A 14,226-nucleotide genomic window follows, 5' to 3' on the forward strand; every position below is an offset into this window, starting at 1 on the left:
GGCGGGCACCCACCGCCACTCGCCGTCCGGTTCAGTGACCGAGACCGGCCTGTCTGGCCCTGACCGCGGCTTCGGCTCGGTCGACCAGGCGCAGCTTGGCGAATATCCGCGACAAGTAGTTGCGCACTGTCTTGATGGACAGCCCGAGTTGGTGGGCGATCGCCGCCGTACCCAGGCCGTCCGCGACGAGTTCCAGCACCTCCAGTTCGCGGTCGGTCAGCTCCGGGAAGGGTTTGACCACCCTCGCGGGCTGGGCCAGATGCTCGGTGACCCATTCCGACGTACTGGAGTCGAAGACCAGGCCTCCGGACTGGACGATCCTGATGGCCAGCACCAGATCCTGTGGGGGCGCGCCCCGGGACAGATAGCCACGTACACCCGCGCGCATGGCGGCGAGGAAGGTCTCCCGGTCATGGGCGATGCTCACGATCAGCACGGCCGTACCCGGGCAGCGCTCCGCAATGGAGGTGATCATTTCTACGGTGGCGGCGCTCGACGGGGCCACATGCAATATCACCACGTCGGGGCATAAGCGGTGAATTGCGGCCACGGTATTGGGCCCCATGTCCACATCATCGACCACTTCCAGGGCGTCGACACCGTCCAGCAGACTTCTCAGACTCGCTCTGTATACCGGGCGGTCTCCCGCGATCAGCACCGCGACTGAATCTGTGTGGGCAGACTTCACAGCCACTTGATCGAACACGTCAATCCCCCTGATGACAGCTCAGACATCAGCGATCACAGTACCAAATCAGGATGCGCAGCACCCCTGATAAATACAACGCAATCGAACATGATATTTCGGGCATTCAAAACCTCATCAAAACACTTGCCTTCGAACGCCTTCGAACTCGAAGTTCCCGAACGCCTCCATAAATCCCACCCGTACTCGGCCATCTGACCCACGACAGGGGCGGCCCCCGAGAGGATTCTTCAGTTCACACCCGGTCCACCTCCCCTTCGCCTGACACCCGGCAGCTCGCGCACCCAGCCCTCTCCCCCCAGACCTCACGCGCCCAGCACTCTCCCTCAGAAAAGGAGCCACACCATGCCGTACCTGGATAAATTAGGCGCGCGCACGGCGCGGCGATCGCGCCGGACCTCTTCAACCTGCCGCCACTCCGGGGGTAGCATTCCCATATTCTAAAGTCCTATAGAACTTGGGTGTGGTGAATGTGTCGTCCCAATCCCGAACCTCGGCTTTAACCACAGAGGCACTGGACGAGCCCACATCGCGCGGGCGGATGTGGTGGCTGCTGGCGGCGCTGATCGTGGTTTCCCTGAATCTGCGGGCCCCGATCTCGGCGGTATCGGCGCTCCTGACCCCCATCGCGTCCGATCTGGGCCTCTCCGGTCTGAGCCGGACAGGCCTGACCGTGCTGCCCACGGTCTGTCTCGCGCTCTTCGCCTTCGCCGGCCCCGCGCTGGTCCGCCGGATGGGCGAGGAACGCCTGGTGGCGACCGGCCTGGTCGTGCTGCTCGTCGGCAACCTGATCCGTACGGAGCGGAGCGAGGCCGGGCTCTTCCTCGGCACCCTGCTGGCGGTCGCCGCGATCGGGGCGATCAACGGCACCATCCCCGGTCTGATCAAGCGGAGGTTCAGCAGCCGGCTCGCGCCGGTGATGACCCTTTACACGATCGTCCTGACGCTGGGCGCGGCCGGCGCCTCGGCGCTCGCCCCCCGGCTGAGCGGCGGCGGGGGGACACACTGGCTGGCCTCGCTCGCCTGGATCACCGTCCCGGTGGCGGTCGTCGCCTGCGTGGCCTGGCTGCCCGTCCTGCGGCAGCGCGCCGCCGCCGCAGGACGACCCCGGATCCCCGCCGCGCTGTGGCGGGACGGACTGGCCTGGCAGGTCACCGCCTTCTTCGGATTCATGGGCCTGTCCTTCTACTTCGTCCTGGGCTGGCTGCCGACGATCTGCCACCAGCGGGGCATGACGCTCACCGAGGGCGGCCTCGTGCAGGCGGTCACCTCCCTGATCCAGGTGGCAGGCTCCCTCTCGATTCCGGTACTGATCCGACGGCTGCCCGACCAGCGGGGCATCGCGGTCGTCGTCGCCGTACTCAACGCCGGCGGGCTGATCGCGCTGGTACTGGCGCCGATCTCCGCCGGCGCGTGGGTCGCCGCGGTGCTGCTCGGCCTGTCCCAGGGAGCCGGGTTCGCGCTGGGGCTGACCTTCATCGGGCTGCGCGCCCAGGACGCCGACACGGCCGTCGGCCTCTCGGGCATGGCCCAGGGTGTCGGCTACCTCATCGCCATCCTGGGGCCGCTGGTCGGCGGGGTGCTGATCACCGCATCCGCCGGCCTCACAGCAGCGCTCGTCCTGCTGCTGGTCGTCACGGCCGGCGAGCTGGTCGCCGGCCTGGGCGCCGGGCGCAACCGCCACGTCCTCGAACCGGCCACGACCCGGTCCGGCACCACACGATAGGTCTGTCATGTCCGAGCTGAACACACAGAAGCTGAACACACATCAGCTGAGCGCCCCGATCTACGCGGAGCTGTCACGGGTCGGCAAGGTACTGGCCAGCCCCCTGCGGCTACGCCTGCTCGACCTGCTCGACGGGCGCGAACGCACCGTCGAACAGCTCTCCCAGGAGTCCGGCATCCCGTTCAAGAACACCTCGGCCCAGTTGCAGCAGCTCCGCTCGGCCCACCTGATCAACAGCCGGAAGGTCGGCACGCGCGTGCTGTACCGCCTGGCCGACGACGAAGTGGCCCGGTTCCTCGGTGTGTTCCAGGAGTTCACCGAGCGGCGCCTGGCCGACCTGCGCAGCGTCATCGACGACCAACTCGGCGACCTGAGCGAGCTGGAGCCGGTGACCGCGGACGAACTGACCGCCCGGGTCGCCGGCGGGGCGCTGGTCATCGACGTCCGCCCGAGCGACGACTACGCGATGGGGCACGTACCCGGCGCCCTCTCCCTCCCGTCCGGTCAACTCCTGAGCAGACTGGGCGAACTACCGTGCGACGCCGAGATCATCGCCTACTGCCACGGGCCCTTCTGCGTGGCCTCGGCCGCATGCGTCCGGCTGCTCCGGGAGCAGAACCGGCAGGCACATCACCTCGCGGGTGGCTTCACCCGCTGGCACCGCACCGGACACCCCGTACACCCCGAGCCCGGCCCGTAGAGCCGAGCCGTCATGTCCCGCCGCCGTCATGTCCCGATGCCGTCACGTCCACTGAGGAGAAGGCAACCATGCGCATACGAGGAAGTCGGGTCGCCGTCGTGGGCGGCAGTATCGCCGGCTGCGCCACGGCCGTCGCCCTGGCGCGGGCAGGCTGCGAGGTCACCGTGCTGGAGCGCAGCCGGGGCGGCTTGCGTGACCGCGGCGCCGGGATCACCCTCCCGGCTTCGCTCTACGGTGAGCTGCTCGACGCGGGATACCTCGATTCCGGCATGCGGGTGCTGGAGCGTCCCGAGCTGATCTGGCTCACCCGCGCGGAGCGGTCGGCCGAGGGCCGGGTGGTCGGCCGTCAGCCGTACCCGTCGATCATGGCGAGCTGGGCGCTGGTCTGGCGAGGGCTGCGCGGACAGGTGCCGGACCGCGATTACCACGAGGGCGCGGTGGTCACCGGCGTCCGGCAGCAGGACGACGGCGTCGGGCTCTGGATCAACGACCGTCCCGCCGGAACGTACGACGCCGTCGTCGGCGCCGACGGCTACCGCTCCACGGTGCGGCCGGTCGTCGCACCGGAGGCCGCCGTGCGGTATGCCGGGTACGCCGTGTGGCGCGGCGACTACCCCGCCGACCGGGGGGCGGACGGCCCGCAGTCCCCGTTGCTCGACGACTTCGTCGCGGTGGGCTTCCACGGCGGCCACGCCGTGTTCTACCGCATTCCCGACGCCGGTACCGGCGGCTTCCGGCAGAACTGGGCGCTGTACGGCAGCGTGCCCGACGACCTCTACCCGGCCGGGGCCGCCCCGGTCCCCCGGGGGCGGGTCACCGAGACCACCGCGACGTACCTCGACGAGCTCATCACCCGCGAACTGCCGCCCGTATGGGCCGAAGCGGTGCGGCGCACCGAGCGGCACGAACTGTCCATCAACCCCATGTACGACACCACGGTCTCCCGCTACACCAAGGGCGCCCTGCTGCTGGCAGGTGACGCCGGCGCGATCGCCCGCCCGCACACCGGCGCCGGCGCCGTGAAAGCGATCCAGGACGCCTGCTCCCTCGAACGCGCCTGCCAGGAACACAAGACCTGGGCGGAGGCACTGGCCGCCTTCGACACCGCGCGGTGCGGCGCCGGCAACACCCTCACCGAACTCGGCAAGCACCTGGGAAGGATGCGCATCGCGGATTCCCCGGACTGGTCCACTCTGACGCCGGCGGACTTCGACGCCTGGCTGCACGCGAACACGCACGGCTGGCGGAGCGCGTACGACCCGACCTGACCCGCCCGTCCCGACCTGCCCCGCCTGACCCGCCTGACCCGTAGGAACGACGTCCATCACCCACCCAGGAGGAAGAGATGTTCACCCTGCCCCCCATCACCCTGCCCGGCATCGACGAGTACGCGGAGGCCCACTCGGCCCCGGACCCGGCCCAGTTGGCCGGCGTCACCGGGAACGACATGGGCATGGGCCACTTGGTCAGCGGCCGCCTCGTGAGCGGTCTGCTGCGGATGTTCATCCACTCTATTCAGCCGAAACTGATCCTCGACATCGGCACCTTCACCGGCTATTCGGCGCTGTCCATGGCCGTCGCCCTGCCCGATGACTCGCGGGTGATCAGCTGTGAGATCGACCCGGAGCGGGCAGAGGTCGCCCGGAAGAACATCGCGGAGGCCGGCTACGCCGACGTCATCAGCGTGCGGGTCGGTCCCGCACTCGACACGATCGCCGGGATCGAGGAGCCGCTGGACCTGGTCTTCATCGACGCGGACAAGCCGAACTACCACTCGTACTACTCCGCGACGCTGCCCAAGCTCGCCCCAAGGGGACTGATCGCGTGCGACAACACGCTGTGGCGCGGGGAGATCATCGATGCGGACAGCACCGATTCCGATGTCCGGGCACTCCGGCAGTTCAACGACGCCGTCGCCGCCGACCCACGGTGCGAGTCCGTGATGCTGACCGTGAGGGACGGAGTCACGCTCATCCGCCGCGCCTGAGACGGCCCGAGCGGCTACCGGCGGCGGAGGGTCACACCTCCCCCAGCCCGTCCACCAGCTTCTTGGGCGCGATGAGCCGGTACGCGTCGACGACGAGCTCGCGCACTTCCGCCCAGTCGACCGGCGCATCGAGGTAGACACCGACCCAGTCGCGCCCACCGTAGGGCGGCGAGAAGAACCGGTCGGGTTCGGCGGCGATCATCGCCTCTTTGGCCCCCACCGGAGCCGGCACCCAGAAGCTCCGCCTCCCTGCCGGGTGCCGCTCCGAGATCTGGGCCAGCGTCCGCCGCCGAATCCGCCACGCCGGCTCACCGTGGTGATTGGCCCCCTCGACCACCTCGGGCAGCCCCAGACACACGGCGCGCAGCCGCTCCTCCACGTCATCCACATCGTCCTCGGCCATACCGTGTTCGTCGGCCATACCGTGTTCGTCCCCTCTCCACCGCGGCAGTCCCCGCGCACTTCCGGAAGCCGGTTTCCCAGCACCATTCCACACGGGAAATAACGAGGGGCCCGACTCGGAAGAGCCGGGCCCTGTCTGACCTGAATGTCCGCCAGGCCGCCGACGTGGTGTCGTTCCCGGTTCAGTCGGCGGTGCCTGACTCCACAACCCACTCGGCTTGCAGACCGCTCACCGAAGCAACCATGTCGAAGTCGCCGTCGTAGTGCAGGACCGTGGCTCGATGCCGCTCGGCGGTTGCCGCGATGAGGACGTCGGCCAACGACAGCGCCCTGTGAAAGCCGGCGTTCAGGGCCAGAGCTTGGATCTCGAGTGCCCGCTCGAACTCCTCATCATTGCAGGGCAGGTAGTCGAATCCACGGAGCAGGGTGCGCAGTCGCAGAGCCTCGGGCTTTCCGCGCGCCGAGTACAGAACTTCATACTCGGTCGGGGCACACACCGCCAGGAGCCCATCGCGGTCCAGCGCATCCAGCCGCGCCCGCACCGCCGGTTTACCTCGGCGGGCCAGAGCCGACTTGTCAATGAGATAGCGCCCGTTCACGCCGCCGAGGTCCCACCTTCGCGCTTCAGAGATCCATCGGGATTCCGAGGCCCCGTCTGCGAACGGATTTCCGCGAACACGTCCTCGAACTCGCCCTCGTCCATGGCGTCGAACAACTCCCGGCGCAGCCGTAGCTTCACCCCCTCCTCCATGGCCGCCCGCACTGCGGCGGCTTTCGTCTTCACCCCGTACATCCTCATCGCCTGGTCGACGATCTCGTCGTCCAGATCGATCACAGTCCTGGCCATCAGCACTCCCTCCGCAGATCTACAATCCAGCAATGATATCAATTCCAAGTCGGAAATGATATCAGGGAGGCGGGTGACACCTAGCTCAGAGGCAGGGGTGCAGCGCCCGAAATCGATCACTATCCGGAGGTTGAGACCCTCCAGGCAGAACAGTCCCGCATCCGCCCTCGCGGTGCACGGGCGTGCGTGAACATCAGACAGCGGGTGCGCTGCCAGCTCCATCGGCTGCCAGGGCAGGAGTCAGCGCACAGCCACATCCGTTGCTGCGCCAGCTGTACTCGCGGGGCCGCCCATAATGCCGGGGCCTCAGCAGAATGAGCGATGAGGACACGAAGAGCACAGTCTGACCGCCCCAGTACTTGGCACTCGCCTCAGCAAACCCGTTCTCTCCCTACAGCGCAGATCACATCGTGGCTAGGGGTCAGCTACCCCAGCGCCACCCCAGCACGGGGAGAACGAAGGGGCCCGACCCCGAAGAGTCAGACCCCTTCTGACCTGCACTTTTGCCAGATCAGTGACGTGACGGTAAGTCACCCGCTACACATTGAAGCGGAGCTCCACCACATCCCGTCTGACCTGCGGTTATGTGAGCGCATCCCAGCACCATCCCAGCACGGGATTCACTGCAAAGTACAAGAAGGTCTCGAAGCGCCAAGACTACGCATCGACGCCCACTTCGGGTACGGGCCGCACAGCATTCCAGGCGCTGTAATACTTTCTGTACTAGACTGGCGACCATGAAGTCACCCCGCCCCGGAGGCACGGAGAACATCTCCGTCTCGATGCCCGCGGAACTCCTAGGTGCTCTGCGCACACGTACCGGCAAGCGCGGCGTGTCCGCGTACGTGACCGCGGCGGTCCAGCATCAGCTCGCCATGGACGGCCTCGCCGAGATCGTGGCCGCCTACGAAACCGAGCACGAGCCACTGAGCGACGCCGAAGTCCAGGCCGCGCAGAGCGAACTTTTCGGTGACTCACCGGCGCCCTACGCGTCGAACGACAGCGCCGCATGAAGGAGCCCGCGGCCAGGTCCCTGGTGCTCGACTCCCAGGCACTGTCGCTGCTACTGCGCAACGATCGCCAGACGATCACCCGAATCGAGGCCGCTCGACGCGTGGGCGTGCCCGTCCTCGTATCTGCCCTGACGGTGGTCGAGGCCGTCTACGGGAAAACGGACACCGCCCGGCTGCGCTGGCTGCTCTCCCGCCTTCAGGTCCAAGACGTCACCCAAGCGGACAGCCTCACCGCTGTGCAGCTACTGAGCGATGCCGGCGGCCTACACGGCCACAAGTACGCCATCGACGCCCTCGTCGCCGCGATGGCGCTCCGCTCTCCGGCACCCGTACTCGTGCTGACCTCGGACCGCGACGACTGGTCGAAACTGTGCGGCGACCGCGTACAGATCAAGGATGTCTGACCCCTCGGCGCCTACTCAGGTTGAATCTACCTGCTGATCGACTGCTGCTTCATAGAAGGCATCGGGACTGTAAAACGTTCGGTGTAACTCCCGATCATGGAAGATGCATCGATGACCAGCGACAACGTGACCGAGGCCGATCCTGTCGAGCCGTCTGAGGCGGTTCCGTCGAAGCCTGTGGACGACCGGTTGATTGACGAGCTGGTGGGCCGGGCTCAGGCCGAGGGCCTTCAGCTGACCGGCGAGGGCGGGCTGCTCCAGCAGCTGACCAAGCGGCTCCTGGAGTCGGCTCTCGAGGGCGAGATCACCGACCACCTCGGCTATGACAAACACGATCCCGCCGGGAAGAACGGTGGCAACTCCCGCAACGGCACCCGATCCAAGACCGTGCTGACGGATGTCGGCCCGGTGGAGATAACTGTGCCCCGCGACCGTGAGGGTTCCTTCGAGCCGAAGATCGTCAAGAAGCGGCAGAAGCGTCTGTCCGGCGTGGACGAGATGGTCATCTCGCTCGCGGCGAAGGGCCTGACCACCGGCGAGGTCCAGGCCCACCTTGCCGAGGTCTACGGCGCCGACGTGTCCCGTCAGACGATCTCCACGATCACCGACAAGGTTCTCGAGGGCATGGCCGAATGGCAGAACCGGCCGCTCGACGCCGTCTACCCGGTGGTCTTCATCGACGCCATCCACGTGAAGATCCGCGACGGCGCGGTCGCCAACCGGCCCATCTACGTGGCCTTGGCGGTCACGACCGAGGGTCGGCGCGACATTCTCGGGCTGTGGGCCGGCGACGGCGGCGAGGGCGCCAAGCACTGGATGCACATCCTCACCGAGATCAAGAACCGCGGCGTGAACGACGTCCTTATGCTCGTCTGCGACGGACTCAAGGGCCTGCCCGACGCGGTCGAGACCGTCTGGCCGCAGACGGTCGTGCAGACCTGTGTGGTCCACCTGCTGCGGAACTCCTTCCGCTATGCCGCCCGCCAGGACTGGGACAAGATCGCGAAACTCCTCAAGCCCGTCTACACCGCGTCGACCGAAGACGCCGCACTCGAGCGGTTCGCGGAGTTCGCCGACGCGTGGGGCAAGAAGTATCCGGCGATCGTGCGGCTCTGGGAGAACGCGTGGGAGGAGTTCACTCCCTTCCTCCGCTTCGACACCGAAATCCGCCGCATCGTCTGCACGACGAACGCGATCGAGTCCGTGAACGCGCGGATCCGACGGGCGGTGAAAGCCCGCGGCCACTTCCCCAACGAGCAGGCCGCACTGAAATGCGTCTACATGGCAATCATGTCGCTCGACCCGACCGGCAAGGGCCAAGCCCGCTGGACCATGCGCTGGAAGACAGCCTTGAACGCCTTCGACATCACCTTCGACGGCCGACTCTCCGCAGCCCGCCAGTAACCCTCAACAACCCGAGTTACACCGCTCGTTTGACAGACCCGGTCCTGGCGGCCCGCCTGCGCGAAGGCCGGCATACCGAAGGGCACCGGACCCCACGCCCTCCGGCACCACTACGCCAGCCTGCTGATCAAGCACGGCGAGTCCGTGAAGACGGTCTCCGAGCGCCTCGGCCACACCAACGCGGCCATGACGCTGAACATCTACACCCACCTGTGGCCCGACTCCGAGGAGCGGACCCGGGCCGCCGTCGACAAGGCGTACGCGGACCAGTCCGCCGATGCCCAGCCACAGGTCGACAAAGCGGCGTAGCCGCTCCCCCGCGTGTCGGACCCATCCAGCACGCTGCGGACTCTGCGTGGACTGCAAAGGCCGCCCGACCCACTCCGCTGCAGGTCAGGCGGCCTTTCACCGCTCGCCGACTGGGGCTTCGCCAGCGCAGACGGAACTCAGCCTCGCTCTTTGAACCAGTTCAGGATCCCCCGGGCGTCCGTGATGTAGTGCGTGGACTGGCCGCTGTGTCCGTCGTCGTCCCAATATTCATGGTCCGTGCGGACGCCGACCTCGTCGGTGAAGGTGTCCGTAACCCTCTCCGTGCGGACGTACTTCCCGTCAGAGCTCCAGCCCGGATAACTCCTCGTGCGGGTCTCACTGCGACCTCGGTACTTCTCGTCGTACTCGTCGATGAAATCGCTCAGAAACACTGCCTCGTCGTCCGTCAGCCGCACGCCGGATAGGTCGAGGTGCTCTCCGATGCGCTCGCGGAGTCTCTTCTTCTCGTTCCGATCCACTTTTCCCTCCCTGCTCGCGGCTAGATGCCTCTTGGTCATCATCTCTGCAGCGTGCCTCCAACATCGCCGGGATCCGCAGATCGGCAGCCGGGTATCCGCCCGGCACCTGGCTCCACCGGCTGACCGGCCAACGAGAGGTCACTCTCATCGATGGCGGGTGTCAGGGGTGCAGGAACCAATCCGACCGAGACCAGACTGGATGCCACCACACACCCCTACTTGGAGATCGTCCCTACACAGGACCGATTCACGCTCTGTGGTCGCGCGGGCTCTGAGGCCGTGCCAGTCCATCCCAGAACAAGCAGTCGCGAGGGTACTGCTTGACGACCTGCGGGAGCACCGGATCAGCGACCTTGCCGCGTATGGCCACGTCGTCGAGCGAGGCAATGACATCGAGAACCGAACGCGGCTCGAACTGTCCCACCATCCGCTTCGCCTTGTTACGCACGTTGTTCGGCGTAGGGCCGGCGTCGAGAACCGAGTGATGCCACAGCCGGCTGTGGTGGGCGCACCGGTTGCGCAGGTAGACCAACGACCTCACACGGTAGGCGAACCCGGCCTTCGCGACCCCGACGCTGGTCGCCACGGCGTCGGCCAGTGCGCCGCCAGCTCCGCGCTCGATGGCCTTGGACAGCGTCCCGAACGACCACGCTTCAACGGCGGACCACACAGGCAGCTTGCTGTAGTCGACACGGTCATCTTCGGTGCCCCTGTACCGCAGGATGTGGCGGTCCTTGCTCCGGTCGATGTCGCGCAGGCACGACTCGACGGTCGGCTCAGCCTTGCCGACGTCGGTGTAGAAGCTTTCCTCGAGGAAGCTGCTGTACGGACCATGCACGTCGGCGATCACTCGAGCAACATGCGTGCGCAGCAGGAGTTCGACCCGTGCGAGAGGTTGGCTGAGCGCGGTGCGTAGCGCCTCATCGGCCTCGTAGATGCGGCGGATCTCAGCGAACGTCGTGCCCGGCGTGAACGCATCGTCGCCCATGTGGGGGGCTCGCTGGAAGTAGCGAGCGTAGCCGGAGAATCGGTAGTAGTTGTTCGAGCCAAAGAACGTCGTACAGACGGCCTCGTCGTCGATGACGAGGCCACGGCGGGCCAGGAGTGTGACCTGCTCCCCCACGGACAGGCTCGGCTTCACTCGCACCCCGGAAAGAAAGAGGCCCCTCCCATTTGAGCATCGTGGAGAGGCTTGGGAGGGGGTCGATTGCCATTATTCTAGCCGATGCACCGAGCCTCGCAACAGCCGCTGCCTTTGGGTCGACCGGCTATTTCTTCCCACCCGTCCCTCCGGTTCCCGCGTACCGGACTCATCCAGCACGCTGCGGACTTCGTGCGGACCGCAAAGGCCGCCCAACCCGCTCCGCCGCAGGTCAGACGGCCTTTCGCTAGATCAACTACACGTTGAAGCGGAACTCCACCACATCCCCGTCCTGCATCACGTATTCCTTGCCCTCCATCCGGGCCTTGCCCTTGGCCCGGGCCTCGGCCACCGAGCCCATCTCGACCAGGTCCGCGAACGAGATGACCTCGGCCTTGATGAAGCCCTTCTGGAAGTCGGTGTGGATTACACCGGCCGCCTCCGGGGCCGTGGCGCCCTTCTTGATCGTCCAGGCGCGGGACTCCTTCGGGCCCGCCGTCAGGTAGGTCTGGAGGCCCAGCGTGGCGAAGCCGACGCGGCCCAGAGTGGCCAGGCCCGGCTCCTCCTGGCCCATCGACTGGAGGAGTTCCAGCGCCTCCGCGTCGTCCAGTTCGATCAGCTCGGACTCGATCTTGGCGTTGAGGAAGATCGCCTCCGCGGGGGCGACCAGGGCGCGCTGCTCGTTCTTGAAGTCCTCGTCGACCAGTTCGTCCTCGTCGACGTTGAACACGTACAGGAAGGGCTTGGTGGTGAGCAGGTGCAGCTCGTGCAGGAGGCGGCCCTTCTCGGTGTCGGCCGTGATGCCCGCGGCGAAGAGCGTGGTGCCCGTTTCGAGGATCTTCTGGGCCTCCTCGACTGCTGCCAGCACCGCCACCTTCTCCTTCTGGAGGCGGGACTCCTTCGTGAGGCGCGGGACCGCCTTCTCCACCGACTGGAGGTCGGCGAGGATCAGCTCGGTGTTGATCGTCTCGATGTCGTCCTTGGGCGAGACCTTGCCGTCGACGTGGACGACGTTCTCGTCCTTGAAGGCCCGGATGACCTGGCAGATCGCATCGGACTCGCGGATGTTGGCCAGGAATTTGTTGCCCAGCCCCTCGCCCTCGCTCGCCCCCCGGACGATGCCCGCGATGTCGACGAAGTCGACGGTCGCCGGAATGACCTTCTGCGAGCTGAAGACCTCGGCCAGCACGGCCAGCCGGCTGTCGGGGACCCCGACGACGCCGACGTTCGGCTCGATGGTGGCGAACGGGTAGTTGGCCGCCAGCACGTCGTTCTTGGTCAGGGCGTTGAACAGGGTCGACTTGCCGACATTCGGCAGACCGACGATTCCGATCGTGAGCGACACGTTGGCGACTTCCCGTAGCGAGAGCTGATGTACCGGCCCGGAGGTGGGCCGATCCCCCAGTTTACGGGCGTGTCGTGCGGCTCCCGGCGCCCCGTCGGATCGAACTGTTCGCCAAGCTCGCCCAAAGCGCGTGTCCAACGCCGGATTCCTCCTGCCTTGCGACCTACTTTGGTCACGTGGAGCAGCGACCCAGGATTCGTACGACGCAAGCCGACGGTCCTTCCGAGAGCAGCATCGTGGCGCCCGCGCCGGCGACCGTCTACCGGGCGGCCCCGGTACGGGCCGCCCGTCCGGCGCCGCCGGTGGTGATCGCGCTGCGCCGGTTCCCCAACCCCCGGCTGACCGGTCTCGGCGGCGGAATCTTCGGGGCAGCGGTGATGTTCCTGCTCGGCTGCCTGGACTCGCTGCTGTTCGACGGCGGGCCGCTGATGTACGGGCTGCTCTTCCTGCCGGTCGCGGCCCTGATCGCTCTCTGGGTGCGCCCCGCCGACCTGGTGACCGCGCCGATCAGCGTGCCGATCTCGTTCGCCTTCGGCTCGCTGCCGATCGCCGGGGGCACCGGTGGGGCCGGCGGCCGCATCGTCGCCCTGATCACGACACTCGCGCTGAATGCCGGCTGGCTGTACGGCGGGACGCTCGTCGCCGGCGTGATCGCCACCGTACGGAAGATCCGGATGATCCGGCGCCGCTACCGCTGACCTGGCCTGACCTGGTTGCCGGGCCTGCCCTGGTCGGCCTGGCCTGGCCTGGTTGCCGGGCCTGCCCTGGTCGGCCTGGCCTGGCCTGGTTGGCGGGCCAGGCGGTCGCTGACGGGCGGGCGACGGCTGACCGTTGCCGCCACGCCCGCCGCCCCCTCCGTGCTACGCCTCCCGTGCCGCCGCCTCCGTGCTCAACGACGACGCCGCCATTGCCGCGCCCACGATGCCCGCGTTGTTCTCCAGCTCGGCGGGCACGATCTCGGCCCGGATCCCCTCGATCAGGGGCAGGAACTTGCCGGCCTTGCGGCTCACACCGCCGCCAATGATGAACAGCTCGGGCGAGAACAGCATCTCGACGTGCTCCAGGTACTTCTGCACCCGGTGCGCCCAGTGGTGCCAGCTCAGGTCCTCGTCCTCCTTGGCCTTCGTCGACGCGCGCGTCTCGGCGTCGTGGCCGTGCAGTTCGAGATGGCCCAGCTCCGTGTTGGGGACCAGGCCGCCGTTGTGGAAGAGCGCCGAACCGATCCCCGTACCGAAGGTGAGCAGGACGACCGTGCCCTTGCGGCCCCGCCCCGCTCCGAAGGTCATCTCCGCGATACCCGCGGCGTCGGCGTCGTTCAGCACGGTCACCGGGAGACCGAGTTTGCCGCCGATGAGCTTGACCGCGTCGACGTCGATCCAGCTCTTGTCGACATTGGCCGCGGTACGCACCGTGCCGTCGGTGACCACGCCGGGGAAGGTGATCCCCACCGTGCCCGACCAGTCGAAGTTCCTGACCACGTCGGCGACCCCGTCGGCCACACCGTCGGGTGTGGCCGGATGCGGGGTCAGCACTTTGTGGCGCTCCTGCGCCAGGTCTCCGCGGTCCAGGTCAACGGGAGCGCCCTTGATCCCGGATCCGCCGATGTCCACACCGAAGATCTGCATGACTCCACGTTACGGCGTGGAGCCCTCCGTCACTTGCCCGGAGCGGCTTCGGGGGCGTTCCGGCAGTGGTCCCTGGGACCCCAGCGGTCCCGGGAACCCCAATGGTCCCCGGAGTCCCAGCGGTCCCGGGCCCCCAGT

The 14,226-nt window shown here is 67.3% G+C and carries 16 protein-coding genes and 1 pseudogene; 9 read left to right on the plus strand and 8 right to left on the minus strand.

Annotated features, from left to right (window positions below; translation table 11 throughout):
* Positions 1-31: 31 nt before the first annotated feature.
* Positions 32-706, minus strand: coding sequence for a response regulator transcription factor (locus OG452_RS11545; protein ID WP_327295535.1), 675 nt, complete (start codon positions 704-706; stop codon positions 32-34).
* A 568-nt stretch (positions 707-1,274) separates the two neighbouring features.
* On the opposite strand from OG452_RS11545, the gene OG452_RS11550 reads away from it, so the two are divergent.
* From OG452_RS11550 to OG452_RS11565, 4 genes are all read left to right on the plus strand, one after another.
* Positions 1,275-2,432, plus strand: a complete 1,158-nt coding sequence (locus OG452_RS11550) for an MFS transporter (RefSeq protein WP_327295536.1) — start codon at positions 1,275-1,277, stop codon at positions 2,430-2,432.
* Positions 2,433-2,439: 7 nt separating this feature from the next.
* Complete coding sequence (locus OG452_RS11555; RefSeq protein WP_327295537.1) at positions 2,440-3,132, plus strand: ArsR family transcriptional regulator; 693 nt, start codon at positions 2,440-2,442, stop codon at positions 3,130-3,132.
* 68 nt (positions 3,133-3,200) lie between these two features.
* A complete protein-coding gene (locus tag OG452_RS11560) occupies positions 3,201-4,400 on the plus strand; it encodes an FAD-dependent monooxygenase (RefSeq protein ID WP_327295538.1) in 1,200 nt (399 codons plus the stop codon).
* A gap of 77 nt (positions 4,401-4,477) precedes the next feature.
* Complete coding sequence (locus OG452_RS11565; RefSeq protein WP_327295539.1) at positions 4,478-5,119, plus strand: O-methyltransferase; 642 nt, start codon at positions 4,478-4,480, stop codon at positions 5,117-5,119.
* Between the two features lie 31 nt (positions 5,120-5,150).
* On the opposite strand, the gene OG452_RS11570 is transcribed toward OG452_RS11565, so the two are convergent.
* The 3 genes from OG452_RS11570 to OG452_RS11580 all read right to left on the minus strand — a co-directional run bounded on the left by OG452_RS11570 (position 5,151) and on the right by OG452_RS11580 (position 6,368).
* Positions 5,151-5,540: an MmcQ/YjbR family DNA-binding protein gene (locus OG452_RS11570; RefSeq protein ID WP_327295540.1), complete on the minus strand. Its 390-nt coding sequence runs from the start codon at positions 5,538-5,540 to the stop codon at positions 5,151-5,153.
* 163 nt (positions 5,541-5,703) lie between these two features.
* Complete coding sequence (locus tag OG452_RS11575) at positions 5,704-6,120, minus strand: PIN domain nuclease (RefSeq protein ID WP_327295541.1); 417 nt, start codon at positions 6,118-6,120, stop codon at positions 5,704-5,706.
* Entirely contained in the window at positions 6,117-6,368 is a 252-nt protein-coding gene (locus tag OG452_RS11580; protein WP_327295542.1) for a type II toxin-antitoxin system VapB family antitoxin, read from the minus strand. The genes OG452_RS11575 and OG452_RS11580 overlap by 4 nt, the downstream gene beginning before the upstream one ends.
* Before the next feature lie 737 nt (positions 6,369-7,105).
* Here OG452_RS11580 and OG452_RS11585 point away from each other — a divergent pair.
* The 4 genes and pseudogenes from OG452_RS11585 to OG452_RS11600 all read left to right on the plus strand — a co-directional run.
* Positions 7,106-7,381, plus strand: coding sequence for a hypothetical protein (locus OG452_RS11585; RefSeq protein ID WP_173315592.1), 276 nt, complete (start codon positions 7,106-7,108; stop codon positions 7,379-7,381).
* Positions 7,378-7,785 carry a PIN domain-containing protein gene (locus OG452_RS11590; protein WP_327295543.1) on the plus strand — a complete coding sequence of 136 codons (408 nt, stop codon included), beginning with the start codon at positions 7,378-7,380 and terminating at the stop codon, positions 7,783-7,785. The genes OG452_RS11585 and OG452_RS11590 overlap by 4 nt, the downstream gene beginning before the upstream one ends.
* 111 nt (positions 7,786-7,896) lie before the next feature.
* Entirely contained in the window at positions 7,897-9,189 is a 1,293-nt protein-coding gene (locus OG452_RS11595; protein ID WP_327295544.1) for an IS256 family transposase, read from the plus strand.
* Positions 9,190-9,243: 54 nt separating this feature from the next.
* A pseudogene (locus tag OG452_RS11600) lies at positions 9,244-9,498 on the plus strand (tyrosine-type recombinase/integrase); the annotation flags it as partial.
* Positions 9,499-9,635: 137 nt separating this feature from the next.
* Here the strand turns inward: OG452_RS11600 and OG452_RS11605 are convergent.
* The 3 genes from OG452_RS11605 to ychF form a co-directional block, all read right to left on the minus strand.
* Positions 9,636-10,019, minus strand: a complete 384-nt coding sequence (locus OG452_RS11605) for a hypothetical protein (RefSeq protein ID WP_327295545.1) — start codon at positions 10,017-10,019, stop codon at positions 9,636-9,638.
* A 205-nt stretch (positions 10,020-10,224) separates the two neighbouring features.
* Complete coding sequence (locus tag OG452_RS11610; protein ID WP_327295546.1) at positions 10,225-11,100, minus strand: Abi family protein; 876 nt, start codon at positions 11,098-11,100, stop codon at positions 10,225-10,227.
* 274 nt (positions 11,101-11,374) lie between these two features.
* Positions 11,375-12,463, minus strand: coding sequence for a redox-regulated ATPase YchF (gene ychF, locus OG452_RS11615; RefSeq protein WP_327295547.1), 1,089 nt, complete (start codon positions 12,461-12,463; stop codon positions 11,375-11,377).
* Positions 12,464-12,696: 233 nt separating this feature from the next.
* Between ychF and OG452_RS11620 the strand changes: the two genes are divergently transcribed.
* Complete coding sequence (locus OG452_RS11620) at positions 12,697-13,161, plus strand: DUF6542 domain-containing protein (RefSeq protein ID WP_405565573.1); 465 nt, start codon at positions 12,697-12,699, stop codon at positions 13,159-13,161.
* Between the two features lie 162 nt (positions 13,162-13,323).
* Here the strand turns inward: OG452_RS11620 and ppgK are convergent, their stop codons facing one another.
* A complete protein-coding gene (ppgK, locus tag OG452_RS11625) occupies positions 13,324-14,088 on the minus strand; it encodes a polyphosphate--glucose phosphotransferase (protein ID WP_327295548.1) in 765 nt (254 codons plus the stop codon).
* Positions 14,089-14,226 lie beyond the last annotated feature (138 nt).

It is taken from the genome of Streptomyces sp. NBC_01197, assembly GCF_036010505.1.
Taxonomy (GTDB): domain Bacteria; phylum Actinomycetota; class Actinomycetes; order Streptomycetales; family Streptomycetaceae; genus Streptomyces.

What these genes read in the sequence shown, in the direction of transcription:
- OG452_RS11555 (WP_327295537.1), top strand. Translation starts at nt 2,440, where the DNA reads ATGTCCGAGCTGAACACACAGAAGCTGAACACACATCAGCTGAGCGCC.
- OG452_RS11565 (WP_327295539.1), top strand. Translation starts at nt 4,478, where the DNA reads ATGTTCACCCTGCCCCCCATCACCCTGCCCGGCATCGACGAGTACGCG.
- OG452_RS11605 (WP_327295545.1), bottom strand. Translation starts at nt 10,019, where the DNA reads ATGATGACCAAGAGGCATCTAGCCGCGAGCAGGGAGGGAAAAGTGGAT.
- OG452_RS11580 (WP_327295542.1), bottom strand. Translation starts at nt 6,368, where the DNA reads ATGGCCAGGACTGTGATCGATCTGGACGACGAGATCGTCGACCAGGCG.
- OG452_RS11590 (WP_327295543.1), top strand. Translation starts at nt 7,378, where the DNA reads ATGAAGGAGCCCGCGGCCAGGTCCCTGGTGCTCGACTCCCAGGCACTG.
- OG452_RS11570 (WP_327295540.1), bottom strand. Translation starts at nt 5,540, where the DNA reads ATGGCCGACGAACACGGTATGGCCGAGGACGATGTGGATGACGTGGAG.
- OG452_RS11595 (WP_327295544.1), top strand. Translation starts at nt 7,897, where the DNA reads ATGACCAGCGACAACGTGACCGAGGCCGATCCTGTCGAGCCGTCTGAG.
- OG452_RS11585 (WP_173315592.1), top strand. Translation starts at nt 7,106, where the DNA reads ATGAAGTCACCCCGCCCCGGAGGCACGGAGAACATCTCCGTCTCGATG.
- ppgK (WP_327295548.1), bottom strand. Translation starts at nt 14,088, where the DNA reads ATGCAGATCTTCGGTGTGGACATCGGCGGATCCGGGATCAAGGGCGCT.
- OG452_RS11560 (WP_327295538.1), top strand. Translation starts at nt 3,201, where the DNA reads ATGCGCATACGAGGAAGTCGGGTCGCCGTCGTGGGCGGCAGTATCGCC.